The organism is Oxalicibacterium flavum (assembly GCF_014635065.1).
GTDB classification, from domain to species: domain Bacteria; phylum Pseudomonadota; class Gammaproteobacteria; order Burkholderiales; family Burkholderiaceae_D; genus Oxalicibacterium; species Oxalicibacterium flavum.
In genome coordinates this window covers 487,558-512,399 of the sequence record NZ_BMCG01000003.1, presented here as the reverse complement: position 1 = coordinate 512,399, position 24,842 = coordinate 487,558, and the positions used below count along the sequence as shown (strand labels likewise).

The following is a 24,842-nucleotide window of genomic DNA, read 5'->3' as shown; positions in this document are numbered from 1 at the left end:
ACCTTTCCCTGTCTCGCTTATACTCCGACTTCCTTCTTCTGCTTTTTCTTATTCTTTACGACACGCATGCGACAAGATACACGCTTCGAAGGTTCCCGCAATTATGTGACGACCGACGATCTCAAGCTCGCCGTCAATGCCGCGCTGACGCTGCAGCGGCCGCTGCTGATCAAGGGCGAACCCGGCACCGGCAAGACCATGCTGGCGGAAGAAGTGGCCGCCGCACTTGGCATGCCATTGTTGCAATGGCATATCAAATCGACCACCAAGGCACAGCAGAGCCTCTACGAATACGACGCCGTGTCGCGCCTGCGCGATTCCCAGCTCGGCGACGAGCGCGTGAAGAACATCGAGAACTACATCGTAAAGGGCGTGCTGTGGCAGGCTTTCGCGGCCGAGCAGCAGGTGGTACTGCTGATCGACGAGATCGACAAGGCCGACATCGAGTTTCCCAACGACCTGCTGCGCGAACTCGACCGCATGGAATTCCATGTCTATGAGACGCGCGAGATGGTACGCGCAAAACACCGTCCGCTGGTCATCATCACCTCCAACAACGAGAAGGAATTGCCGGATGCCTTCCTGCGCCGCTGCTTCTTCCACTACATCCGCTTTCCCGACCATGAGACGATGGAGCAGATCGTCGCCGTCCACTTCCCGAACCTAAAGAAAGACCTGCTGGCACGCGCGCTCGAGGTCTTCTATCAGTTGCGCGAAGTCGGCGGCCTGAAGAAAAAGCCCTCCACCTCCGAGTTGATCGACTGGCTCAAGCTGCTGCTGGCGGAAGACATTCCGCCCGAGGCATTGCAGAGCCGCGACAACAGGATCGCGGTACCGCCGCTGCATGGCGCCCTGCTGAAGAACGAACAGGACATCGCATTGTTCGAGCGGCTGGTCTTCATGGCGCGCAACAATCGCTGACGTGCGGATCGACAAGGCAGAACCATGCTCATCGATTTCTTCACCACGCTGCGCGCGGCGGGCATTCCGGTTTCGATCAGGGAATTCCTCTTGCTGCTCGAAGCGCTGGAAAAGAACATCATCGATTGCTCGTTCGACGACTTCTATTACCTGGCGCGGCTGACGCTGATCAAGGACGAGGCGCACTTCGACAAGTTCGATCGTGCATTTGCGCAATACTTCAAGGGTATCGAGGCAGGTTTCGACGACCAGGCACAGATACCGCTGGACTGGCTGGTCAAGCGCGCCATGCGCGAACTCTCGCTCGAGGACAAGGCACGCCTGGAAAAATTCGGCTACGACAAGCTGATGGATCGCCTCAGGCAATTGCTGGAAGAGCAGAAGGAAAGACACGAAGGCGGCAGCAAGTGGATAGGCACCGGCGGCACCTCGCCGTTCGGCAACGGCGGCTACAACCCGGAAGGCATACGCATCGGCGGCGCCGGCACGCACCGGCGCGCGGTCAAGGTCTGGGAACAGCGCAGCTACCGGGACTACGACGCCTCGCGCGAGATCGGCACGCGCAACATCAAGGTCGCCTTGCGCCGCCTGCGCCGTTTTGCGCGCGAAGGCGCCGCCGAGGAACTGGCGCTCGACGACACCATCCGCGCCACCGCCAGCAATGCCGGCTGGCTCGACCTGAAGATGCGTCCGGAACGGCGCAACAACACCAAGGTGCTGATGCTGCTCGACGTCGGCGGCTCGATGGACGATCACATCCAGCTGACCGAGGAACTGTTCTCGGCGGCACGCGCCGAGTTCAAGAACCTGTCGTTCTATTACTTCCACAACTGCGTCTATGACCATCTGTGGCGCAACAACCAGCGCCGGCAGAGCGAGCGCTTCGACACCTGGGACGTGCTGCGCACCTATCCGCCCGATACCCGGCTGATCTTCGTCGGCGACGCCACCATGAGTCCGTACGAAATCCTGTCGCAAGGCGGTGCCATCGATCATTACAACGAGGAAGCCGGTGCCGAATGGCTGCAGCGCTTCACGCATGCCTTCCCGAGCCACGTCTGGCTCAATCCGGAACCCGAACACCTGTGGGACTACCGGCAGTCGATCGCCATCATTCGCCAGCAGATGAACAACCGCATGGTGCCGCTGACGCTCGAAGGACTCGAGCGCGGCATGCGGCTGCTGAGCAGGTGACAGGAAAAGACTGGCCGATCAACGCGGCAAGGTCATGAAGCGCCGCAGCGCGCTGATCAGGTTGGAAGCCGAAACCGGCATCGTGAGAAAACCGTCGTAGCCGGCCTCGCGCGCACGCGCGACATCGAAGCTGCCGGCACGCGTGGCCAGAAAGATCACCGCCATGCGGTCCGACGGCCAGACCTTCCGTACCGTCTGGCAGAGCCGATACGGATCGATCTCCATTGCCGTATTGATGATCGTCACCGCGATCCGCTGCCGCGCACAGGCGGCTTCGACCTCGGCTTCGCTGGCGGCGCGGATCACCCTGGTCTGCAAGCGCGCCAGCGTTTCGGCGGCAACATCGCCAAAGGCCGATGCACTGTCGATCACCAGCACCGCGCCGCCATGCATGGGTTCGGTTCGCCTGCGCGCGTAATCGGCGGGATCGGTCAGATCAATATCGACACGATTGCCGCGCCGGCGCTCGGAAACAGCCACCACGTCCGACGCCTCCAGCCGCGACAAGGCGTCGGCGCGTCTTTCGATCAGGCGCTTCAGTTCGTCGTACAGCCGATGCCAGCGCAAGGGCCGCTCGATGCGCGCATACGGCAGCGGCACCAGCGGATCGCCGACCAGCAACGCCGGCCGCAGATCGCTCGGCCGCAGCTGGTCGAGCGCCACCAGAGCCTTGATGTTGTCGGCATTGACGATATACAGATCGGGGTCCTGCAGATTGTCGTCATCCAGTTTCAGATAGCCGCAGCCGTTCTGCCGGATCGCAAAGGTGGCGTCGAAGACTTCCGTTTCCTGCGGGCTGAAGCCGAGCAGCCGTACCGCAAAGGGGAAAGGGGTGGCAAGTATCTGCATCTGTGGAAATCGATCTGGGTGTGGATCGGAAAGACAGGATGGATTGCCGGATATTTGAACCCTTTCGCCGAAAAAGCGCCATAGGGACATGCAAATATTTTCTCCGAGCGCCGCCGCGCCGATCCGGGAAAACCCGCGGAAAACAGTGTCCCACCGGTTTTTTTATTAGAATGCAGACACATTGCAATTCCCGTTGGCAGGCACGCAACGCGCTTTTGCCCCTATCCGCATCTCCCAGCACGATTGAATGGCCACTAAAAAATCACCCGCAGACTACAGCGAAGCATCCATCCGCGTATTGAAAGGCCTGGAACCGGTCAAGCAGCGTCCGGGCATGTACACCCGCACCGAGAACCCGCTGCACATCATCCAGGAAGTCATCGACAATGCCTCCGACGAAGCGCTTGGCGGCTACGGCCGCAACATCGCCGTCACGCTCAACACCGACGGCAGCGTCAGCGTCGAGGACGACGGCCGCGGCATCCCGGTCGGCCTGCACCCGGACGAAGGCGTGCCGACGGTCGAGATCGTCTTCACGCGCCTGCATGCCGGCGGCAAGTTCGACAAGGGCTCGGGCGGCGCCTACGCCTTCTCGGGCGGCCTGCACGGCGTCGGCGTCTCGGTCACCAACGCGCTGGCGAAACGGCTGGAAATCACGGTCTGGCGCAAGGACGGCAGCAACGGCGTGCACACGCTGGCGTTCGCCGGCGGCGACGTGGTCGAGCCGCTCAAGTCGCGCGCCTACGGCCGCGACGACAAGCGCAACGGCACGCGCGTGACGGTCTGGCCCGATCCCAAATACTTCGATTCCGCCGCGATCCCGCTCGGCGAACTGCAGCGCCTGCTGCGTTCCAAGGCGGTGCTGCTGCCGGGCGTGAAGGTCACGCTGACGCAGGCCAAGACCGGCGAAACCCAGACCTGGCAATACGACCAGGGCCTGCGCGGCTACCTGACCGAATCGCTGGCGCAGACCTCGGGCGCGGACACGCTGATCCCGCTGTTCGAAGGCGAGCAGTACGCCGGTCCCGATGCCGACGGCTTTGCCGAGGGCGAAGGCGCGGCCTGGGTGGTGGCCTGGACCGAGGATGGCGCGGTGGTACGCGAGTCCTACGTCAACCTGATCCCGACCTCCAACGGCGGCACCCACGAATCGGGCCTGCGCGAAGGCCTGTTCGGCGCCGTCAAGAGCTTCGTCGAACTGCATTCGCTGCTGCCCAAGGGCGTCAAGCTGCTGCCGGAAGACGTGTTCGCGCGCGTCTCCTTCGTGCTGTCGGCCAAGGTGCTCGATCCGCAGTTCCAGGGCCAGATCAAGGAACGCCTGAATTCGCGCGACGCGGTGCGCCTGGTCGCCAGCTTCACGCGCCCGGCGCTCGAACTCTGGCTGAACCAGCACGTTGACTACGGCCGCAAGCTGGCCGAGCTCGTCATCAAGCAGGCGCAGTCGCGGCTGCGCTCGGCGCAGAAGGTCGAGAAGAAGAAATCCTCGGGCGTCGCCGTGCTGCCGGGCAAGCTGACCGACTGCGAATCCAACGACACCGCGCGCAACGAACTGTTCCTGGTCGAGGGCGACTCCGCCGGCGGCTCGGCCAAGATGGGCCGCGACAAGGAATTCCAGGCCATCCTGCCGCTGCGCGGCAAGGTGCTCAACTCGTGGGAAACCGAGAAGGACCGCCTGTTCGCCAACAACGAGATCCACGACATCGCGGTCGCCATCGGCGTCGATCCGCACGGCGTCAATGACGAACCTGACCTGTCGGGTCTGCGTTACGGCAAGATCTGCATCCTGTCCGATGCCGACGTTGACGGTTCGCACATCCAGGTACTGCTGCTGACGCTGTTCTTCCGCCACTTCCCCAAGCTGATCGAGCGCGGCCACATCTGCATCGCGCGCCCGCCGCTGTACCGCGTCGATGCGCCGGCACGCGGCAAGAAGCCGATCCAGAAACTGTACGCACTCGACGACGGCGAACTCGAGGCGATCGAGGACAAGCTGCGCAAGGACGGCGTGCGCGAAAAGGCATGGTCGATCTCGCGCTTCAAGGGCCTGGGCGAGATGAATGCCGAACAGCTGTGGGAAACCACCATGAACCCGGACACGCGCCGCCTGCTGCCGGTCGCGCTCGGCGAGTTCGGTGCCGAACTGTCGGCATCGCGCTTCAACATGCTGATGGGCAAGGGCGAAGCGGCGGCCCGCCGGAACTGGATCGAGGAGCATGGCAACGAAGCCGAAGCCGACATCTGACGGTTCCAATCTCGCAGCGATGACTGCGTTGCGAGGCCTTGCCGTGCCATCGGCACTGTCTACGTGCCTCGCGCCTTGTCCTCACCGCGATATTGAAACCGTAGCGTCACGAATGCCACACATAACCTTGCAAGACCACGATGACCGACCAAGCCAACCTGTTTGACGAAACCGCGCCCGCCGAAGACGGCGAGGCGCTCACGCTCGCCACCTTTGCCGAGCGCGCCTATCTCGACTATGCGATTTCCGTCGTCAAGGGCCGTGCCCTGCCCGACGTCAGCGACGGCCAGAAGCCGGTGCAGCGCCGCATCCTGTATGCGATGAGCGAACTCGGACTCGATTCCGCCGCCAAGCCGCGCAAGTCTGCCGCGGTGGTCGGCGATGTGCTCGGCAAGCTGCATCCGCACGGCGACCAGTCGGTCTATGACGCGCTGGTGCGCATGGCGCAGGATTTCTCGCTGCGCTATCCGCTGATCGACGGTCACGGCAACTTCGGCTCGCGCGACGGCGACGGCGCGGCGGCCATGCGCTACACCGAGGCGCGTCTGACGCCGATCAGCAAACTGCTGCTCGACGAGATCGACATGGGCACGGTGGATTTCCAGCCCAACTACGACGGCTCTACCGACGAACCCAAGCTGCTGCCGAGCCGCCTGCCCTTCGCGCTGCTCAACGGCGCCTCCGGCATCGCGGTCGGCATGGCGACCGAAATCCCGTCGCACAACCTCAACGAGATCGCCAGGGCGGCGGTCGCGCTGATCCGCAATCCCAAACTCTCGCATTCAGAACTGATGCAGATCGTGCCGGGCCCGGACTTCCCGGGTGGCGGCCAGATCATTACCTCGCCGACCGCGCTGAGCGACATCTATGCAAGCGGCCGCGGCAGCATCAAGGTGCGCGCGCGCTGGAAGATCGAAGACCTCGCGCGCGGCCAGTGGCAGGTGGTGGTCACCGAACTGCCGCACGGCGTGTCGTCGCAGCGCGTGCTCGAGGAAATCGAGGAACTGACCAATCCCAAGGTCAAGCTCGGCAAGAAATCGCTGTCGCCCGAACAGCTGGCGATGAAGCAGACCATGCTCGCCATGCTCGATGCGGTACGCGACGAATCGGGACGCGATGCGCCGGTGCGCCTGGTGTTCGAACCGAAATCGAAGAACCAGGACCCGACCGAATTCACCAACCTGCTGCTGGCCCAGACCTCGCTCGAGACCAGCGTCTCGGTCAACCTCGTGATGATCGGTGGCGACGGCCGCCCGCGCCAGAAATCGCTGGGCGAGATTCTGCAGGAGTGGATCGCCTTCCGCTTCAGCACCATCACGCGCCGCACGCAGTTCCGCCTGCAGAAGGTGGACGACCGCATCCACATTCTCGAAGGCCGCGAAGCGATCCTGCTCAACATCGACGAGGTGATCCGCATCATCCGCGAATCGGACGAACCGAAGCCAGCTCTGATCGAAGCCTTCCGCCTGTCCGAACGCCAGGCCGACGACATCCTGGAAATCCGCCTGCGCCAACTGGCGCGGCTGGAAACCATCAAGATCCAGCAGGAGCTGGCCGAACTGCGCAACGAGAAATCCACGCTGCAGGACCTGCTCGACAATCCGTCGTCGATGAAGAAACTCGTCATCAAGGAAATCGAGAGCGACGCCAAACAGTACGGCGATGCGCGCCGCACGCTGATCGAGGAAGCCGAACGCGCCGTGGTCGAGCAAAAGGTGATCGACGAGCCGGTCACGGTCATCATCTCGCAGAAAGGCTGGGTACGCGCGCGCAACGGTCACGGGCACGACGCCACGCAGTTCGGCTTCAAGGCCGGCGACGCGCTGTACGACGCCTTCGAATGCCGCACCATCGACAACCTGCTGGTATTCGGCTCCAACGGCCGCGTCTATTCGGTATCGGTCGCCGCCCTGCCCGGCGCGCGCGGCGACGGCGTGCCGATCACCACGCTGATCGAACTGGCCAGCGGCACGCGCGTGCAGCATTACTTCGCCGGTCCTGCCGACACCGCGCTGCTGCTGGCCACCACCGCCGGCTACGGCTTCGTCGCCAAGGCCGGCGACATGACGGCGCGCAATCGCGGCGGCAAGTCCTTCATCACGCTCGATGACGGCGACGAACCGCTGGCACCGCGCGCGGTCGCTGCCGATGCCAGCGCGATTGCCTGCCTGTCCGAAAAAGGCCGCCTGCTGGTGTTCGGCCTCGACGAGATCAAGACGCTGACCGCCGGCGGCCGCGGCGTGATCCTGATGGACCTCGAGAACAATGAAAAACTGATCGCGGCACAGCCAATCAGCCAGCGCGGCGTGCTCGTCAGCGGCAGCGGTCGCGGCGGCAAGGCGCAGGAAGTGGCGCTGTCGGCATCCGGCCTCGCGGTTCACATCGGCAAGCGCGCACGCAAGGGCAAGCTGCTGGAATCGAAGATCAAGGCCCAGACCCTGGCGCCGCAGAAATAACGATGATGCAGATCGGTGCAGGAAAACGGCGGCTTCGACAGGCCACCCTTTTGCTGCTGCTGGCGGCCGGCCTGACCATGGCCGGCTGCGGCCATCGCAATCCCTATTACGATCCGGCCAAGCCGCACCACACGCCGGACGGATTCCGCAACAACTATCTCGCCACCAAGCCGAGCGGCCTGCTCAAGTGGCAGTGGGACCGCATCACCCAGGGCCTGCCCAAGGTGCCCGCCAACAATTACGCGTTCCCGGTATTGCGGCCCGACGTCGCCGCGCTGCGCGCCAACCGCAGTGACACCACCGCCACCTGGATCGGCCATGCCACCGTGCTGCTGCAGCTGCGCGGCGTGAACGTGCTGACCGATCCGATCTGGTCGGAGCGCGCCTCGCCGTTCTCGTTCGCCGGTCCCAAGCGGCGCGTGCCGCTGCCGATGACGATGGACGAGCTGCCGCACATCGACGTGGTGCTGATCTCGCACAACCACTACGATCACCTCGACCGCGCCACCGTCGAAAAGCTCAACGCGCAGCCCGGCGGGCCGCCGCTGTTCCTGGTGCCGCTCGGTATCAAGCCGTGGCTGGCCGAACTCGGCATCACCAACGTGCGCGAGCTCGACTGGTGGGACAAGACCTCGCAGGGCGGTCTCGACTTCCATCTGGTGCCGGTGCAGCACTGGTCGGCGCGCAGCCTGACCGACCGCCTCGAAACGCTGTGGGGCGGCTGGACCGTGCATACGCCGCCCGACGATGCGGCACCGTTCTCGATGTTCTTCGCCGGCGACACCGGCTTCTCCAAGGACTTTGCCGACATCGCCGAGCGCTTCGGCAGTTTCGACCTCGCGCTGATCCCGATCGGCGCCTATGCGCCGCGCTGGTTCATGCAGGCGCAGCACGCCGATCCGGCCGACGCCATCAGGATCCATCAGACCATCCGCGCTAAACGGTCGATCGGCATCCACTGGGGCAGCTTCGAGATGGCCGACGAATCGCTGGACGAGCCGCCGCGCCTGCTGGCCGAAGAGCGCAAGAAGGCGGGGCTGACGGAGCAGGACTTCGCCGCACTTCAACACGGCGAAACGCTGCATCTGTCGTCCTCTCCATCATCGGCGAGCGGCAAATGAAAACGGCGTCCCGCAGGACGCCGTTTGTTCTACTCGCCGGATAAAATCAGCGCAGCTTGTCCTTGATCAACCCCGCCAGAATCTCCACGCCCTGCCGAATCTTTTCCGGCGGCACCGTGACGAAGCTCAACCGCAAGGTGTTGATCTCCGGCTTGTTGGCATAGAACGGCGCGCCCGGCACGAAGGCCACGTTCTTCGCGATCGCCTCGTCGAGCAGTTGCATGCCGTCGATGTGACCGGGCAGCGTGACCCAGATGAACATGCCGCCGGCCGGCTTGTTCCACTTGACGCCGACCGGGAAGAACTCTTCCAGCGCATCGAGCATGGCCTGGCACTGGTTGGCGTACAGCGTGCGGATCGATGGAATGTGCTGCGACAGGAAACCGTCCTTGATCGCCTGATAGACCACCATCTGCGTCAATTGCGAGGTGTGCAGGTCGGCCGCCTGCTTGGCCTGCTCGAGCTTGCGGATCAGGATCGCCGGCGCCACCACGTAACCGAGGCGGATGCCGGGCGTGAGCACCTTGGAGAACGAACCCAGATAAATCACGCCGTCCGGATTCATGTTCAGCATGCGCGGCAGCGGTTCGCCGCTGTAGCTGAGCGCGCCGTACGGATCGTCCTCGATCAGCGGCAGGCCGAGCCGCGCGCAGGTCTCGACCAGCGCGAAGCGGCGTTCGAGCGACATGGTGCGCCCGGTCGGGTTGTGGAAGTTGGGCAGCGAATACAGCAGCCGCGCGCCATCGGCGATGCCTTCCACCGTTTCCGGCAGCAGACCCGATTCGTCGGTGGGCACCGAGACGAACTGCGGACGATAGACCGAGAACGCCTGCAGCGCGCCCAGGTAGCTCGGCGTCTCCACCAGCACCTTGCTGCCATCCTCGATCAGCACCTTGCCCAGCAGGTCCAGCGCCTGCTGCGAACCCGACACCATCAGCACCTGCTCGGGCGCGATGGTCGCGCCTTCGATCGACAGCGACTGCGCCACCCATTCGCGCAGCGGTCCGTAACCGTCGGTCGGGCCGTACTGCAGCGCGATCTTGCCCTGCTGCGACAGCACCTTGTCGAAGGCCGCCTGCATGTGCTCGACCGGAAAGGTCAGCGGTGACGGCAGGCCGCCCGCGAAGGAGATGATGTCCGGCCGCTGGGTCACCTTGAGGATTTCGCGGATGGCCGAGCTTTGCAGCTGTTCGGCACGCTGTGCGAACTGCCATTTGATCGGGGTGGGATGTTCGATTTTCATGATTCAGGACAGGAAACGTTCCGGCACCGCCGGAACGGGAGCGCATGCCGGGCGGGCAGCGCGGCTGGAAGGATCAGGCAACCTCGGCGATCAGTTCGATCTCGACGCAGGCGCCGAGCGGAATCTGCGCCACGCCGAAGGCCGAGCGCGCATGCTTGCCCTGCTCGCCGAAGACTTCGCCGAACAGGTCGGACGCGCCGTTGGTCACCAGGTGCTGCTCGGTGTAGTCGGGCGTGGAATTGACCAGGCTCATGACCTTAACGATGCGCTTGACGCGGTTCAGATCGCCGCCGCAGGCTTCCTGCAGGGTCGCGATCAGGTCGATCGCCACGCCGCGCGCGGCCTGCTTGCCTTCCTCGGTCGTCAGGTTCTTGCCAAGCTGGCCGACCCATGGCTTGCCGTCCTTTTTGGCAATGTGACCGGACAGAAAGATCGTGTTGCCGGTCTGCGCAAACATCACATAGGCCGCAGCGGGTGTGGAAACGGCGGGCAGTTCGATATTCAGCGCTTTCAGTTTGTCGTAAAAGGACATGCGGACTCCGGAAAAATCGATGCCATGCGCACAGCGCAATGGCAATTGAACAAGGATGCAAGGAGCGAAAAAATCGCGACTGCCGTGATTATCTCAAATCCGCGCCCCCGCCACCGATTTCCCCGCGATCTTTGAACAATTTCTTCCGTGCCCGCCTCAAGCGCGACGCCGCACCGGCATCCGCCTGCCCAGCGCCACGATGGCGACGATGGCGGCGGCGAACAGCACGGTCTTCCACGTCAGCAGCTCGCCCAGAATGAGCGCCACCCCCAGCAAGGTCAGGAAAGGCTGGATCAACTGCACCTGGCCGACGCGCGCAATGCCGCCCAACGCCAGGCCCTTGTACCAGAAGAAGAAACCGATGAACATCGAGAACAGCGATACATAGCCGAAACCGATCCAGGCCCGCGCCGATGCCTGCAAACCATGTTGCAGCGCCAGCCAGACGACGACCGGCAGCACCAGCGGCATCGACAGCAGCAGCGCCCACGAAATCACCTGCTGTCCGCCCATGGTTTCCGACAGGCGGCCGCCTTCCGCATATCCCATGGCGGCTGCCACCACGGCGGCCAGCATCGCAAGGTCGCCCCATTGCAGACTGCCGCCGCCCTCCTCGAACGCGAAGACAGCCACCAGCATGCTGCCGATCACCGCCGCGATCCAGAAACCCGGCGACGGCCGTTCGCCGAAGCGCAGCGCGCCGAACAGCGCCGTGACCAGCGGCAGAATTCCCAGCACGATGGCACCGTGCGCAGCCGGAATCCGGCTCATGGCGATCGAGCTGAACACCGGGAAACCGATCACCACGCCGAGCGCCACGATGCACAGCGACTTGAGTTGCGCACGGTTCGGGCGCGGCGCGCGCACCGACCACAACAGCGCGGCACCGCAGCCGGCAGCCACCACCGCTCGTCCCAGCGCCAGCAGCACCGGATGCAGTTCGGCGACGGCCATGCGCGTGAACGGCAGCGTCAGGCTGAACATGGCAATGCCGATCGCGCCCAGCCACATGCCTTTTGTTTCCTGCGTCATTACAGGCTCTCAGGATTGATGACATCGCCTTCGAAATACATGAGCTGATGCCTCATACAATCCCCACCTTCCTCACAATGCTGAAAATCGACGCTGCCAAAGCAGCGGAGAACACAACAAACAGCCTTACCGTCACCACCTCATACGAAAGCCGATGGTCGCGCCGTATCCATGCGAATCACCGCCAGCCAAACTCGTATTGAAAATGCCTTCTCCGTAAATGGAATACTTGTCGTTATCCCAGTTATGCGAACCGCCGACTCCGATTCCGGCCCAAAGGCGGTCCTTTCGGCTACTGAAAGACTGATTACCGACAGTGACCGATGTGCCATCGAAGAACTCGTTATACACGTTGGCAATGCCGTAGAGATGCGTGCGGTTGATCTGACGTTCGAGGCTGATGCCGAGCCGCCCTTGCAGGCTGTCGTCGCGCCCCGGACGCACGGAAGCGCCAAATACGTCGCTGAAATTGTCGAAGCGTGCCTTGGAATAGATCAGCTGCGCCTGCGGAGTGAAGGACCAGCCTTGGTTCATCGCAATACGCTTGCCGCCTTCGATCGATAACGCGTACCCGAAGGCATCGTTGCTGTTTGCAAGGCTGCCCACCGGATGGGCAGACAGGTCGCTGCTGTACCAGGTCGCCTGTGCGGTACCATCCACATAGAAGCCATTGTTTCCGTACCAGGTCAGCGTGCCGCCAAGACCGTAGCCATCGGTGGAGATATCGCCGGCGCCATAGTTGCCGACACCGTATCGCCAACTGGACTCGGCACTGCCATGTACATAGTGAACCGAAAGGCCGCCAACGAGTTTGCCGCTGTCATCCTGCGAGAGCAATGCGTCGAGACCGACCTGCGTTTTGACCATATCGTATTCATAGTCGCTGCCGGATGTCGAATATTTCGGATCGATCCGGCTATGTCCGCCTTCCACGCGTACCCACATGCCGTTTGTTTCCGTAAACGCACCGCTGGCACCATTGCCGTTGCCCGTTGAAGACGATGCATTTGCACCGCCCCAGAAACGATTGCCGACACGCTGTTGCAGCGTCGGAACGCCATTCAGCCCCAGCAGAATCTGCGAATAGGCTTCGTAGCTGGGAACACCGGGTTGATAAAGTGGCGTGTCCGGTGGCGCGGATACGCTCCGCAACACCGAGCGCAGATACCAATCGCCATCTGCCGGTGTGGAGGCTCCGCCCTGATAAAGCCGATACGCATACGCACCTGCCACCACTGCCTGATCGCCTTCATAGGTCGTCGTACCCAGCAGCGTGAATGTGCCACTGGACGCGCCGGCGACATCGATAACCTTGATACCCTCCGTCGTCTGTGCACCAGTACCGCCAAAGTTGGTCACCGTGACAGGCGTCGTACCGGAGGTCGATCCCGTGATGACGAGACGATCCGTCGGCGAACTGTCGTCGCCCAATTGGGTTCTGATCGCGATGCTGCCACCTGCAGGCGTGTAATTGCCGGCGATGGTAAGCGTACCAAGGCTGCCGACGTGACCCGGTGCGATCACGCCACGGTTGGTCGTCACGCCGACTTGGCCGATACCGGTCAGTCGAGCACCTGCCAGCACGTCGGTCGGGCCGCCCAGAATGCCGTCAACTTGCAACGTCCCGGCCTGCACCTCGGTATTGCCGGTAAAGGTCGAACTGTTCCCGGTCAATGTCAGCGTACCCGCGCCCAGCTTGTTGAAGGCGGAAGTACCGGTAAACGCCGTACTGATGCCGATATCGTGTGTGTTGGTATCGATCCACGCGCCTTCGGTTCCGACGGTCAGTGCCGTGAAACCGTTCAGAAAGTTGGCTTCATTGCGGTTGGCACGCAGAATGCCGCCATTGAGGTCGAGATCGACAGTGCCGATTCCGCTGACCACGGAGCCGGTTTCAAGAACGCCGCGCCCGGTGGCATCACCGTTGAGATGAAGCGTACCGCTGCTTGTACCCGTATCGGCAATATGCACATTGTCTCCAACCCGTACCAAGCCGCCTTTTGCGATGTTCATCACGGCTGCGCCGTCGACGCCGACACGCAGATCATCGGTAACACTCAATGTCGAAGTATCGCCAGTGCTGCTCGATACAGTCACCGTGCCCTGACCACCGTTGTAAAAGCCGATATAGATAGTTGCCGCACCACCACCGGTCTGCTCGGTACTCACCGTGGCGCCATCCAGTACATCGAGTTCGCCCGTGCCTTCGAAACCTACATAGATGTTGTCGAAAGGATCCCAGATCGATCCAGGTCCCGAGACCGTAACGTGTCCATCGCTACCGCTGGAGCCACCGATCAAACCCTGACCGCTGTGCACCACGCCGCCATTGTTGATGTCGAGCGTGCCGGTGCCGCCAGCGCCGATTCGAAATCCGAACCCGGAAGAGTGTTCCCACGTCGATCCCGGCCCGGAGACGGTGACATTCCCGGTACTGCCGCTGTCCCAACCGATGACAACATCTGTGGTGTTCGTCACCCGGCCGCCATTGAGAACATTGAGCGTGCCAGTGCTGCCGGACTCAACACCGATGACAAGCTGACCGTCATTGGTCCAGGTCGAAGCATTTCCATTGCCATCGCTCCCCTGGACGGTAACCGTTCCCACGCCACCGGCCTGATAACCGACGTAGCCCGAGTTGTTATCTACCGTGCCGCCTGCGTCGATAAGCAGGGTGCCCGCCGCCGTATCTCCAACGACCAGGCCGTCACCAACCATCCAGTTCTGCGTCCCTCCGGGAGGGATGTAATTCAAGTTGCCGGTGGCAGTCACTGATTGCGCGCCTGCTGTTTGCATACCGTCTGCCGCACAGACAAGTGCAGCAACCGCAGTCGAGAGCAGCAGAGAACGACGATAGCGGAAGGGCTTTCCTTCGCGCTGCATGACGCCGCAAGACATAGAGCGCGACGTTTCAGAAACGTATGCATTGCCGTTCTCTCCGACATTGGACCGGTATGCAAAATCAGTATCCTGAAGTGCTGGAAGCTTTGTAGACTTAGTCGAATTTTCCAATGCTGCCCTCTTCTATTCAATATGTTGAAGAAAGTTTCTATCGTGCGTAATGACGAATCGCGTTGAAATTTTCTTACAAAATTCGATCATCGCCGATTGAATCCATATTGATGGATATCTTATATATCGGCTGAAAAGGACAAATGTTGAAACAAAATGGAGAAGAATATTCAACTCCTTCAAGAGCCTTCCGCCACTCCCCCCTGTTACAGCCAGATTGCCAACGCCGAATACAGCGTCAGCACGATCATCACGCCGCAGAACAGCAATTGCCATTTGCGTTGCGTCAGATATCGGCGCAGCACGGCGCCTGCTCCCGCCCACAGCATCAAGCAAGGAAAGCCGACCAGAACAAAGATGCCGCAAAACAGCAGGATTGCCAGCGCGACCGGTTGCACCGGCGGCAGGAAGGCGGAAGCACCTGTAATGCCCATCACCCATGCCTTTGGATTGGCGAACTGGAACAAGGCTGCGCCGAAAAACGACATTGGACGCGCTTGCGCCTCGGCCTCGCGATCGAATGCCATGCCGCGCAACTGCCACGCCAGCCAGACCAGATAGCCAGAGCCGACAACCTTCAACGTCGTATGCGCCGCCGGCAGCGCAATGATCACGCTGCCGACGCCGATCGCACAGATCGCAATCAAGGTCGCGAATCCGAACGAGATGCCCAGCATGTGCGGGAAAGTCCGTCGGAAGCCGAAGCGGATGCCGGACGAAGTCAGCATGATGTTGTTCGGCCCCGGCGTGACCGACGAGACAAAGGCAAAAAGGATGAAGGGCAGCAGCGATTGCATGGCGTGATCGGAAAAGGCCACCGCAAATGGATGGCATGGCAGGCATCGTAATGGACAAAACCAGTACAGTACCGATACACTTTAAAAATTGATTACAGACTGTTATGGCGATATGACCAATACAGATTCATCCTCCGCACTCGGCAACCAGGCCGCCAGCACCTCGCTCACCAGCCTGTCGCGCAACAGCGGCGAGTCGCTCATCGAGCAGATCGTGCGCATGGTGACGGCGCGCATCGAAGACAAGGTATGGCGCAGCGGCACGCGCATGCCATCGATCCGCCGCTTTTCGGAACAGTACAAGGTCTCCCGCTTCACGGTGGTGGAAGCCTACGATCGCCTCGTCGCCAGCGGCCTGCTGGAATCGCGGCGCGGCTCGGGGTTTTACGTACGCGAGCGCACGCCCATCGTGCCGCCGAGCGCCAGCACGCATGCGCCCGCGCCGCGGCAGCTCGACGTCGTCTGGCTGGTCCGCAACATGTTCCGCCAGATGCCGGCGCAGAAGATGCCGGGCGCCGGCTCGCTCCCCAACGAATGGCTGGACAGCGACCTGGTCGCCAACGCCCTGCGCGCGGTCGCGCGCCAGAACCACAACCTGCTGCAATATGGCGAGCCGCAGGGCTTTCTGCCGCTGCGCCAGCAACTGCAGTTGAAGCTCGACGAACTGGAAATCGCCGCCACGCCGGACCAGATCGTGACCACATCCGGCGTGACGCAGGCGCTGGACCTGGTGGCGCGCCACCTTGTCCGGCCGGGCGATACCGTCTTCGTTGACGATCCGGCCTGGTTCCTGATGTTCGGCTCGTTCGCCATGCTCGGTGCCAACGTGATCGGCATCCCGCGCCTGCCGGACGGCCCCGACATCGCGCGCCTGGCGGAAATGGCCGCGCTGCATCGCCCCAAGCTGTTCGTCATCAACTCGCTGCTGCACAATCCGACCTCGACCTCGCTGTCGGCCGCCAAGGCATTCCAGGTTCTCAAGCTGGCAGAACAGTACGACTTCACCATCGTCGAGGACGATATCTATTGCGACATGCATCCGGGTCCCGCCGTCCAGCCGGCGACGCGCATCGCCACGCTCGACCAGTTGCAGCGCGTGATCTATCTGGGCGGCTTTTCCAAGACGCTGGCGGCCAGCCTGCGCGTCGGCTTCATCGCCGCCGCACCGGAGACGGCGCGCCATCTGGCCGACCGCAAGATGCTCACTACCCTGACCACGACCGAAATGACCGAGCGCGTGGCCTACCGCATCCTGTCGGAAGGCCATTACCGCAAGCACGTTGACCGCCTGCGCGGCAGACTCGATGCCGTGCGCGACAGGACGGTGCGGCAACTGGAACGCATCGGCCTGCGCGTGAGCAGTCATCCTCCGGCCGGCATGTTCCTGTGGACCGATCTCGGCTGCGACGCCAATACGCTGACGGCACGCGCCATGGAAGAAGGATTCCTGCTGGCGCCGGGCAGCCTGTTTTCTCCCAGCCAGCTGCCGTCAACCCATATGCGCTTCAACATCGCGGCCATGGCCGATCCCGGCATCCTGCGCTTTCTCGAACGGGAAATCGGCCGGTCTTGAAAAACCGTCGCCGCGTCGCCAACTAGCTGCCCATGGCAAGCGCGCCCGATGGCGCCGGCCGCCGCCGCGCGTTTTATACAATGCGTACAATGCGCACTTCCTGACGGCATGGCCGCCGTTGCTACATGTCACGATTCAACATTCAATTTCTGAGGAAAAAATGGCCGCATCCGAAAAGCAAACCCTTGGCTTCCAGGCGGAAGTAAAACAACTGCTGCAACTGATGATCCACTCCTTGTACTCGAACAAGGAAATCTTCCTGCGCGAACTGATCTCCAATGCCTCCGACGCCGCCGACAAGCTGCGCTTCGAGGCGATCAACAACGGCGCGCTGTTCGAGGACGATCCCGACCTGAAGATCAAGGTCGCGTTCGACAAGGAAAAACGCACGATCACGATTTCCGACAACGGCATCGGCATGTCGCGCGACGACGCCATCGAACACCTGGGCACCATCGCCAAGTCGGGCACCAAGGAATTCTTCTCCAGGTTGTCGGGCGACCAGCAGAAGGACGCGGCCCTGATCGGCCAGTTCGGCGTCGGCTTCTACTCGGGCTTCATCGTCGCCGACCGCATCACGGTCGAGACGCGCCGCGCCGGCCTGCCGGCCAACGAAGGCGTGCGCTGGGAATCCACCGGCGCCGGCGACTTCACGGTCGAGGCGATCGACAAGCCGAACCGCGGCACCGACATCATCCTGCACCTGCGCGAAGGCGAGGACGAGTTCCTGTCATCGTGGAAGATCAAGTCCGTCATCCGCAAGTATTCCGACCACATCTCGCTGCCGATCGTGATGCAGAAGGAAGAGTGGGACGAGGAGAAGAAGGAAACGGTCGTCAGGGACGAGCTCGAAACCGTCAACCAGGCCAGCGCACTGTGGGCGCGCAGCAAGAACGAGATCACGCCCGAGCAATATACCGAGTTCTACAAGCACGTCTCGCACGACTTCGGCGACCCACTGACCTGGACCCACAACCGCGTCGAAGGCCGTAGCGAATACACGCAGCTGCTCTACATTCCGGCTAAGGCGCCGTTCGACCTGTGGGACCGCAACAAGCGCGGCGGCATCAAGCTGTACGTCAAGCGCGTCTTCATCATGGACGATGCCGAGCAACTGATGCCAGTCTATCTGCGCTTCGTGAAAGGCGTGATCGATTCGGCCGACCTGCCGCTGAACGTCTCGCGCGAGATCCTGCAGGAGTCGCGCGACGTGAAAGTCATCCGTGAAGGCTCGACCAAGCGTGTGCTTGGCATGCTGGAAGAACTCGCCAACAGCGACGAGCAGGAACAGAAAGACAAGTACGGCACCTTCTGGACCGAGTTCGGCCAGGTGCTGAAGGAAGGCATCGGCGAAGACCATACGAACAAGGAGCGCATCGCCAAGCTGCTGCGCTTTGCCTCTACGCACAACGACGGTGACGAGCAGAACGTCTCGTTCGCCGACTACGTCGCTCGCATGAAGGAAGGCCAGGACAAGATTTACTACGTCACCGGCGAAACCTACGCCGCCGCGAAGAACAGCCCGCACCTCGAAATCTTCCGCAAGAAAGGCATCGAGGTCCTGCTGCTGACCGACCGCGTCGATGAATGGATGCTGTCCTTCCTCGAGGAATTCGACGGCAAGCAGCTGTCGTCGGTCGCCAAGGGCGATCTCGACCTCGGCAAGCTGGAAGACGAGGCCGAGAAGAAGCAGCACGAGGAAACCGAGGAGCAGTACAAGGATCTGGTCGCCAAGATGCAGACGGCGCTCGGCGACAAGGCCAAGGAAGTCCGCATCACCTTCCGCCTGACCGATTCGCCGGCCTGCCTGGTGTCCGAGGAACATGAACTGTCGGCCAACCTGCTGCGCATGCTGAAGGCAGCCGGACAGAACGCGCCCGACAGCAAGCCCATCCTCGAGATCAATCCCGACCATCCGCTGGTGCAACGCCTGAAGTACGAGGAGGCGCGCTTCGACGACTGGTCCAACATCCTGTTCGACCAGGCCCTGCTGGCCGAAGGCGGCACGCTCGCCGACCCGGCCGGCTTCGTCAAGCGCCTGAACGAAATGCTGCTGGGACTGGCAAGCAAGTAGTAAGCCTTTGATTCAACAAAAAAAGCCGTGCTGAACAGCACGGCTTTTTTCATGCGCCAGCCATCAACTGCGTGGCGACAACCGCTCGACCGCAAGGCGTGTTGCCGCCGCCAGCAGCTCGTCGCGTGGTTGCGCCTCTTTACCGGCATAGGTCGTATAGATCGTCAGCACGATCGGCGCACGGCCAGGCGGCCAGATCACAGCGACGTCGTTGGCAGTGCCATAGTCGCCGGTTCCGGTCTTGTCGCCGACCTGCCAATCGGCTGGCACGCCGGCCTGGATGCGCTTGGCACCCGTGGTATTGCCGCGCAACCAGCCCGCAAGCCGGGCGCGCTGCGGCGCCGGTAGCGCGTCGCCCAGCACCAGCTTGCGCAGGCTCTGCGCCATGGCTGCCGGCGTGGTGGTATCGCGCAGGTCACCGGGGATCGCGGTATTCAGTTCGGTTTCCCAACGGTCGAGGCGGAACGCATCGTCGCCGATGTCGCGCGCGAACGCGGTCACGGCAGCCGGCCCGCCGAGGATTTTCATCAACAGGTTGGCTGCCGCATTGTCGCTGTACTGGATGGTGGCGGCGCACAGGTCTGCCACGCGCATGCCGCCGGCGAGATGCCTGCCGGTGATCGGCGAATGGGCGATCAGGTCCTGCTGCTCATACCGGACCAACCGTTCCATCAATCCCGGCACCCGCTCGCTGTGTTGCAGGATCGCAGCCGCGAGCACGGCCTTGAAGGTGCTGCACAGGGGAAAGCGTTCGTCCATGCGATAACCGAATTGCGCACCGTCGCGCGTGTCGATTGCGCACAGGCCGAGACGACCGTCGAAATCCTTCTCCAGCTGCGCAAAACGCACGGTCCACGCATCGTCACCCGGCATCTGCGCTCTTGCCATGCCGGCAGGCAGCAGGGAAAAGACCGTGAGTGCCTTCAGCAGCAAACGGCGCGATGATGTCGCGCCGATGGAATCTGTGCGAACCGTCATTGTTGCGCGCCGTCCTTCTTCTGCGCCGCCTTGACCTCGGCCACGGCGTCACGCAGTTCCGTTTGCATGCGCTGCATCATCGGGCCGATGCGTGCCTGCGTCAGTTCCATCGACTTGTGCATGACCACCGGCATCTTCTCGATCAAGGCCTGTCCGGTCGGTGTCGCATAGAAGACCAGCAGATCATCGACTTCCTTCTGGGTGAAGTTCTCGCGATAGACCTGTACGTAGATGGGCTTGGTCTTCTCCCAGCTCAATTCGTCCTTCATGATGCCGGCCATGCGCTTCATGAAGTTCTCCATGATCTGGCGCCCTTCTTCATCCATCTTGTTCTGCTGGACCGTCTGATTGACCATGTTCTGCATGAAGCCATCCAGGTTCGCCAGCACCTGATCCACGATCTTGTCGGACTGGGTAACGTTCAGCAGCTTTTCGATCGAGGCCGGAGACGGGGCCTGCGCCCATGCCGAATGGGACAGGGAAAGCGCGGCAAGAATGGCGATCAGGTATTTCATGGCATGACTCCATGGCAAGGAAAAGAAAGGCATTTTACCCACGGAAAGGCTGCGCAACCCGATATGCCGCACCGGCAACAAGGTAATGGGCACGCTGCGGCGGCCTCACTTCAGCTTGTGATCCTCGCTCTTGGCTTCTTCCATCGCCTCTGGTTCGAGCTCTTCCACCTTGCGGTTGAAATAGACGAAGACGCCCCACGCTGCGAGCAGAAATGCCGTGGCAAGCAGAATGCTGGCCGCATAGGGAAGCTGAGACGGATCATCATGCAGGGCCTTGAATGTGGCGACCAGGCCTTCGATGGCCAGCGCAACGATGACCACCACGAAGAACCGCGAGAGGAAACGCCTCACCCGCGTCGGCGCGCTGATATCGGCATCGCGCACGACTTCTTCCTCGACGATGGTTTCGGCAATCTGCAAGGCGACCACGGCTGCCGCCAGCAGACCGACCGCTTCGATGATGATCTGCGCCGCACCGGCATCGAAACCGCCGAGTGCCGCCTGCCATCCCATGCGCGCGGAGATGGCGATCAGCAGCAAGGCGGCGCTGGCGAACAGCAATGCCATCAGGCCGTGCACCCATTGAAAGACTTTCAGAACGGTTTTCATGGCTCACCTTTTCGCTGGCCGGCATGGGCATCACACAATATGCGACCAGGAAAAGTCGCCGGGCGCAGTCCGACAGCAGATTACCGGCTCGGCGCCAAGCCTACTGTGCGCCAGCGCGCATAGCCTAGCGCCCGCCCGTGACGTCGATCAGGGTGCCGGTCACGTAGGATGCCTTGCCGGACGCCAGCCACAGCACGGCTTCGGCGATTTCCTGCGGCTGGCCGCCGCGCTGCATCGGCACATTGACCTTGACGCGATCGACACGCCCCGGCTCGCCGCCGCTGGCGTGGATATCGGTATAGATCACGCCGGGCCGCACGCCGTTGACGCGTATGCCCTCGGTCGCGACTTCCTTCGCCAGGCCGACGGTCAGCGTATCGATCGCGCCCTTGGAAGCTGCGTAATCGACGTACTCGCCCGGACCGCCGGCGCGCGCCGCGATCGACGAGATATTGACGATAGCCCCGCCCTTGCCGCCATGCGCGGTGGACATGCGCCGCACCGCCTCGCGCGCGCAAAGAAAACTGCCGACGACGTTGGTGGTGAAGATGCGCTGCATGCGCGCCGCATCCATCTGCTCGACGCGCATCTGTTTTTCGAGAATGCCGGCGTTGTTGACCAGTACCGTCAATGGACCGAAACGACGGTCGCTTGCCTCGAACAGGCGCAGGATGTCGTCTTCCACGGCAACGTCCGCCTGCACCGCCAGCGCCTGCCCGCCATTGCCGACAATGCGCTCGACCACCGCATCCGCAGCCTCCCGGTTGCTCTTGTAGCTGAAGCAGACGGCATAGCCTTCTGCCGCAGCCAGTTCCGCAATCGCCGAACCGATGCCGCGGCTGCCGCCGGTGATCAGCATGATCTTCGCTTCCATGTCCCCTCCTGCCGTGTTGCCAGGGCGAAGCCGGACAATGCCGGGCCGCCCTGGACAAACTGTTGTGATGCGATCGATTCTATCCGATCGCCGCGCACCGGCTCGTCGTTCACGCGGATGCGCCGCCTTTCGCATTCCGCTTCCGCGACGGCCTTGCGCGTGTCGAGGGCCCGGCAAACTGCGGCTGCTGGATCACGCTCAGCGCGCCGAGTTGCGCCACCGCGTGATCCAGGAAGGCGCGCACCTTGGGCGCCATGTGGCGCGTGCCATTGACGACGAGCTGCACCGGCAGCGGCGCCGCCTCGTAATCCGGCAACAGCCGCACCAGCACGCCGGCAGCCAGATCGTCGGCAACCTGGTACGACAATGCGCGCGTGATGCCGCGCCCCGCCTTTGCCGCCAGCAGGGCCGCATCGATTTCATTGACGGTCAGGCGTGGCGTCAGTTGCACGGTGCGTTCGCGTCCTTCCTGCCGGAAGCGCCATTCGATGGCCTTCAGACGTTCCGAGGTGAAGATGACATCGTGCTGGGGCAATTCGTGCGGCGTCTGCGGTGTGCCGCGCCGTGCCAGATATTCGGGACTCGCGACCAGCAGCCTGCCGACCATGCCGACCTGACGCGCCACCAGGCTGGCATCGGCCAGGTGTCCGATACGCACCGCAAAATCCAGTCCTTCCTCGATCAGATCGAGATTGCGGTCGCTCATGACCATCTCCACCTGCATCTCCGGATACATGTCGAGATAGCTGTTGACCACGGGTGCGACGTGCCGCCGGCCGAACACCATCGGCGCCGTCACGCGCAGCTTGCCGCGCATGGGAGAGGTCGCATCGTCGACCACCGCGGCGTCGTACAGGGCGAGGACCTGGCGCGCCTGCGCCGCAAGCCGCAGCCCGGCCTCGGTCGCCGCCAGATTGCGCGTCGTGCGCTCCAGCAGGCGCATGCCGACGCGCTCTTCCAGCGACGCCAGCAAACGCGTGACGGCCGGCGCGGAACGCCCGAGCTTGCGGCTCGCGCCGACCATGCTGCCGGTATCCAGTATGGCGAGAAACACCTCGAATTCATCCAGACGATCCATGGGATTATTCCAATTTTCAAAATATTGAATTGCAATTTTCAATAATTTACATCACCAAGTGGAATACCTATGATGAATTCACTCTTCGTCAACCCAAAGGAATCTTCCATGACCACCTCCGCCCTTGCACTTCATGGCACCCGGCTTTCCGGCCACTGCCACCGCGTCGAACTCATGCTGCGGATGCTGGACCTGCCGTTCGAATACATCGAAGCCGGCGCTGCCGTCCGCGCCAGTGCCGAGTTCCTGGCCTTGAACCCGCTCGGAAAGATCCCGGTGCTGGTGGATGGCGAGCACGTCATCCCGGACAGCAACGCGATCCTGGTTTACCTCGTCAAGCGCTACGCGCCGGACAGCGGCTGGCTGCCCGACGATGCGCTGCAGGCCGCCGAGGCACAGCGCTGGCTGTCCATCTCGGCCGGCGAACTGCGACACGGCCCCGCAAGTGCGCGCATGACCGTGCTGTGGAACATGCAGGGCGAAGTCCCGCTGCCGCTGGCGCACGCCATCTCGTCGAGACTGCTGCAGATGATGGAAATCCATCTCGCCAACCGGACCTATCTCGCCACCAGCCAGCCGACGATTGCCGACTTGGCCTGCTACTCCTACATTGCACACGCAGCGGAAGGACGCATTTCGCTGGCACCCTATCCTGCCATCGAAGCATGGCTCGCACGCGTCGAAGCATTGCCGCGATTCGTCCCGATGCCCGCTTCGCGGATTCCGGAGGCCGCATGATCATCCCGATCAGGGACGCGCCCTTCCATGCGGGAGAGCTGCGCGCGCAGCGGCTGGCCGGCGGCGGGCCGCCCGGCTTCGCGATTCGCGCTGCGATGCCGGAGCAGCATCGCAGCTTCTTCGCAATGCTGCGTTACCTGCTGGTTGCCACCATCGACGGCGATGGCTGGCCGGTGGCCTCCATCGTGACCGGCCGACCCGGCTTCATTGCGTCTGATGCGGCAAACAGCCTGCACATCGATCGCAACGCGGTCTGGCTCGACAGCTTCAAGTCGCTGCTGCACGCAGGTCAGCCCATCGGCATGCTGGGCATCGACCTGAACACGCGGCGGCGCAATCGCGTCAACGGCGTGATCCGCCAGTCCGATGGCGGCAGCATGCGGCTGGACGTCACGCAATCCTTCGGCAATTGTCCGAAATACATACAGGTTCGCGAGCTTGAAGACACCGGAACGCCAGACATGCCTGCCGGGGCCGCGCAATCGTTTCTCGAGCTCGACAATCGTGCGCGCGCGATGATCGCGCATGCCGACACTTTTTTTGTCGCAACCGGCAGCGGCGCGCATGCGATGGAGAACGGTGGCATCGACATCTCGCACAAGGGCGGCCGACCCGGCTTCATTCGCATCGACGGCAACACGCTGACGATTCCGGATTTCGTCGGCAATCGCTATTTCAATACGCTGGGCAACATGCTGCTCGATCCGCGCACGGCGCTCCTGATCGTCGACTTTACCAATGGGGACGTCCTGCACCTGCAGGGCAGATCGGAAGTGCTGTGGGACGCGGACGAAACGGCGCAGCTCGCCGGCGCGCAACGCCTATGGCGTTTTCACGTCGAACGCGGCTGGCATGCACGACATGCGGTCCCGCTGCGTTGGCGATTGACGGAATTTGCTCCGACCACGGAAGCGACGGGAATCTGGCCGGTGAACATGGCGTAAGGCCGCCATCCAGGCCGGCCGAACCGACATCATGTGCTTCGCCGTTTTCTCGCCGTCTGC

At 62.6% G+C, this 24,842-nt stretch carries 20 protein-coding genes; 9 read left to right on the top strand and 11 right to left on the bottom strand.

Translation table 11 applies throughout. From position 1 onward, the window contains the following. Window positions 1-66 precede the first annotated feature (66 nt). Window positions 67-921: an AAA family ATPase gene (locus IEV38_RS09455; protein WP_188395928.1), complete on the top strand. Its 855-nt coding sequence runs from the start codon at window positions 67-69 to the stop codon at window positions 919-921. Window positions 922-945: 24 nt separating this feature from the next. Continuing rightward, a complete protein-coding gene (locus tag IEV38_RS09450; protein ID WP_188395927.1) occupies window positions 946-2,115 on the top strand; it encodes a vWA domain-containing protein in 1,170 nt (389 codons plus the stop codon). An 18-nt stretch (window positions 2,116-2,133) separates the two neighbouring features. Here IEV38_RS09450 and IEV38_RS09445 read toward each other — a convergent pair whose 3' ends face one another. Continuing rightward, window positions 2,134-2,964 carry a response regulator gene (locus tag IEV38_RS09445; protein ID WP_188395926.1) on the bottom strand — a complete coding sequence of 277 codons (831 nt, stop codon included), beginning with the start codon at window positions 2,962-2,964 and terminating at the stop codon, window positions 2,134-2,136. Window positions 2,965-3,211: 247 nt separating this feature from the next. Here IEV38_RS09445 and IEV38_RS09440 point away from each other — a divergent pair, with 247 nt between their 5' ends. The 3 genes from IEV38_RS09440 to IEV38_RS09430 all read left to right on the top strand — a co-directional run bounded on the left by IEV38_RS09440 (window position 3,212) and on the right by IEV38_RS09430 (window position 8,783). Next, entirely contained in the window at window positions 3,212-5,206 is a 1,995-nt protein-coding gene (locus tag IEV38_RS09440; RefSeq protein ID WP_188395925.1) for a DNA topoisomerase IV subunit B, read from the top strand. A 140-nt stretch (window positions 5,207-5,346) separates the two neighbouring features. Further along, complete coding sequence (parC, locus tag IEV38_RS09435) at window positions 5,347-7,662, top strand: DNA topoisomerase IV subunit A (protein ID WP_188395924.1); 2,316 nt, start codon at window positions 5,347-5,349, stop codon at window positions 7,660-7,662. A gap of 2 nt (window positions 7,663-7,664) precedes the next feature. Then, entirely contained in the window at window positions 7,665-8,783 is a 1,119-nt protein-coding gene (locus IEV38_RS09430; RefSeq protein ID WP_188395923.1) for an MBL fold metallo-hydrolase, read from the top strand. Window positions 8,784-8,829: 46 nt separating this feature from the next. On the opposite strand, the gene IEV38_RS09425 is transcribed toward IEV38_RS09430, so the two are convergent. From IEV38_RS09425 to IEV38_RS09405, 5 genes are all read right to left on the bottom strand, one after another. Then, entirely contained in the window at window positions 8,830-10,026 is a 1,197-nt protein-coding gene (locus IEV38_RS09425) for an aminotransferase-like domain-containing protein (protein ID WP_188395922.1), read from the bottom strand. A gap of 73 nt (window positions 10,027-10,099) precedes the next feature. Continuing rightward, window positions 10,100-10,558 (bottom strand): RidA family protein, encoded by a 459-nt coding sequence (locus IEV38_RS09420; protein ID WP_188395921.1) that lies wholly within the window; start codon window positions 10,556-10,558, stop codon window positions 10,100-10,102. Between the two features lie 156 nt (window positions 10,559-10,714). Beyond that, complete coding sequence (locus tag IEV38_RS09415; protein WP_188395920.1) at window positions 10,715-11,590, bottom strand: DMT family transporter; 876 nt, start codon at window positions 11,588-11,590, stop codon at window positions 10,715-10,717. Between the two features lie 132 nt (window positions 11,591-11,722). Then, on the bottom strand, window positions 11,723-14,602 hold the full coding sequence (locus tag IEV38_RS09410) for an autotransporter family protein (RefSeq protein ID WP_188395919.1): 2,880 nt from the start codon (window positions 14,600-14,602) through the stop codon (window positions 11,723-11,725). Between the two features lie 206 nt (window positions 14,603-14,808). Further along, on the bottom strand, window positions 14,809-15,399 hold the full coding sequence (locus IEV38_RS09405; protein WP_188395918.1) for a LysE family translocator: 591 nt from the start codon (window positions 15,397-15,399) through the stop codon (window positions 14,809-14,811). Between the two features lie 112 nt (window positions 15,400-15,511). On the opposite strand from IEV38_RS09405, the gene IEV38_RS09400 reads away from it, so the two are divergent. Together IEV38_RS09400 and htpG are read left to right on the top strand one after the other, a co-directional pair. Continuing rightward, window positions 15,512-16,972: an aminotransferase-like domain-containing protein gene (locus IEV38_RS09400; protein ID WP_188395917.1), complete on the top strand. Its 1,461-nt coding sequence runs from the start codon at window positions 15,512-15,514 to the stop codon at window positions 16,970-16,972. 160 nt (window positions 16,973-17,132) lie between these two features. Next, window positions 17,133-19,046: a molecular chaperone HtpG gene (gene htpG / locus IEV38_RS09395; RefSeq protein ID WP_188395916.1), complete on the top strand. Its 1,914-nt coding sequence runs from the start codon at window positions 17,133-17,135 to the stop codon at window positions 19,044-19,046. Between the two features lie 63 nt (window positions 19,047-19,109). Here the strand turns inward: htpG and bla are convergent, their stop codons facing one another. From bla to IEV38_RS09370, 5 genes are all read right to left on the bottom strand, one after another. Continuing rightward, window positions 19,110-19,934: a class A beta-lactamase gene (gene bla, locus IEV38_RS09390; RefSeq protein WP_188396125.1), complete on the bottom strand. Its 825-nt coding sequence runs from the start codon at window positions 19,932-19,934 to the stop codon at window positions 19,110-19,112. Window positions 19,935-20,020: 86 nt separating this feature from the next. Then, window positions 20,021-20,539, bottom strand: coding sequence for a DUF2059 domain-containing protein (locus tag IEV38_RS09385; protein WP_188395915.1), 519 nt, complete (start codon window positions 20,537-20,539; stop codon window positions 20,021-20,023). 105 nt (window positions 20,540-20,644) lie between these two features. Beyond that, entirely contained in the window at window positions 20,645-21,148 is a 504-nt protein-coding gene (locus tag IEV38_RS09380; protein WP_188395914.1) for a hypothetical protein, read from the bottom strand. Between the two features lie 124 nt (window positions 21,149-21,272). Beyond that, the gene (locus tag IEV38_RS09375) at window positions 21,273-22,022 is read right to left on the bottom strand and encodes an SDR family oxidoreductase (protein WP_188395913.1); all 750 of its coding nucleotides are present in this window, start codon (window positions 22,020-22,022) and stop codon (window positions 21,273-21,275) included. Window positions 22,023-22,131: 109 nt separating this feature from the next. Continuing rightward, window positions 22,132-23,100 carry a LysR family transcriptional regulator gene (locus tag IEV38_RS09370; protein WP_188395912.1) on the bottom strand — a complete coding sequence of 323 codons (969 nt, stop codon included), beginning with the start codon at window positions 23,098-23,100 and terminating at the stop codon, window positions 22,132-22,134. Between the two features lie 108 nt (window positions 23,101-23,208). Here IEV38_RS09370 and IEV38_RS09365 point away from each other — a divergent pair, with 108 nt between their 5' ends. Continuing rightward, window positions 23,209-23,838 carry a glutathione S-transferase family protein gene (locus tag IEV38_RS09365; protein ID WP_188395911.1) on the top strand — a complete coding sequence of 210 codons (630 nt, stop codon included), beginning with the start codon at window positions 23,209-23,211 and terminating at the stop codon, window positions 23,836-23,838. Further along, window positions 23,835-24,782, top strand: coding sequence for a pyridoxamine 5'-phosphate oxidase family protein (locus IEV38_RS09360; RefSeq protein ID WP_188395910.1), 948 nt, complete (start codon window positions 23,835-23,837; stop codon window positions 24,780-24,782). The genes IEV38_RS09365 and IEV38_RS09360 overlap by 4 nt, the downstream gene beginning before the upstream one ends. The last annotated feature ends 60 nt before the right edge of the window (window positions 24,783-24,842 follow it).

Excerpts from the sequence above, each read along its gene's own strand:
- IEV38_RS09455 (WP_188395928.1), top strand. The coding sequence starts at position 67 with ATGCGACAAGATACACGCTTCGAAGGTTCCCGCAATTATGTGACGACC.
- IEV38_RS09450 (WP_188395927.1), top strand. The coding sequence starts at position 946 with ATGCTCATCGATTTCTTCACCACGCTGCGCGCGGCGGGCATTCCGGTT.
- IEV38_RS09445 (WP_188395926.1), bottom strand. The coding sequence starts at position 2,964 with ATGCAGATACTTGCCACCCCTTTCCCCTTTGCGGTACGGCTGCTCGGC.
- IEV38_RS09440 (WP_188395925.1), top strand. The coding sequence starts at position 3,212 with ATGGCCACTAAAAAATCACCCGCAGACTACAGCGAAGCATCCATCCGC.
- parC (WP_188395924.1), top strand. The coding sequence starts at position 5,347 with ATGACCGACCAAGCCAACCTGTTTGACGAAACCGCGCCCGCCGAAGAC.
- IEV38_RS09430 (WP_188395923.1), top strand. The coding sequence starts at position 7,665 with ATGATGCAGATCGGTGCAGGAAAACGGCGGCTTCGACAGGCCACCCTT.
- IEV38_RS09425 (WP_188395922.1), bottom strand. The coding sequence starts at position 10,026 with ATGAAAATCGAACATCCCACCCCGATCAAATGGCAGTTCGCACAGCGT.
- IEV38_RS09420 (WP_188395921.1), bottom strand. The coding sequence starts at position 10,558 with ATGTCCTTTTACGACAAACTGAAAGCGCTGAATATCGAACTGCCCGCC.
- IEV38_RS09415 (WP_188395920.1), bottom strand. The coding sequence starts at position 11,590 with ATGACGCAGGAAACAAAAGGCATGTGGCTGGGCGCGATCGGCATTGCC.
- IEV38_RS09405 (WP_188395918.1), bottom strand. The coding sequence starts at position 15,399 with ATGCAATCGCTGCTGCCCTTCATCCTTTTTGCCTTTGTCTCGTCGGTC.
- IEV38_RS09400 (WP_188395917.1), top strand. The coding sequence starts at position 15,512 with ATGACCAATACAGATTCATCCTCCGCACTCGGCAACCAGGCCGCCAGC.
- htpG (WP_188395916.1), top strand. The coding sequence starts at position 17,133 with ATGGCCGCATCCGAAAAGCAAACCCTTGGCTTCCAGGCGGAAGTAAAA.
- bla (WP_188396125.1), bottom strand. The coding sequence starts at position 19,934 with ATGGCAAGAGCGCAGATGCCGGGTGACGATGCGTGGACCGTGCGTTTT.
- IEV38_RS09385 (WP_188395915.1), bottom strand. The coding sequence starts at position 20,539 with ATGAAATACCTGATCGCCATTCTTGCCGCGCTTTCCCTGTCCCATTCG.
- IEV38_RS09380 (WP_188395914.1), bottom strand. The coding sequence starts at position 21,148 with ATGAAAACCGTTCTGAAAGTCTTTCAATGGGTGCACGGCCTGATGGCA.
- IEV38_RS09375 (WP_188395913.1), bottom strand. The coding sequence starts at position 22,022 with ATGGAAGCGAAGATCATGCTGATCACCGGCGGCAGCCGCGGCATCGGT.
- IEV38_RS09370 (WP_188395912.1), bottom strand. The coding sequence starts at position 23,100 with ATGGATCGTCTGGATGAATTCGAGGTGTTTCTCGCCATACTGGATACC.
- IEV38_RS09365 (WP_188395911.1), top strand. The coding sequence starts at position 23,209 with ATGACCACCTCCGCCCTTGCACTTCATGGCACCCGGCTTTCCGGCCAC.
- IEV38_RS09360 (WP_188395910.1), top strand. The coding sequence starts at position 23,835 with ATGATCATCCCGATCAGGGACGCGCCCTTCCATGCGGGAGAGCTGCGC.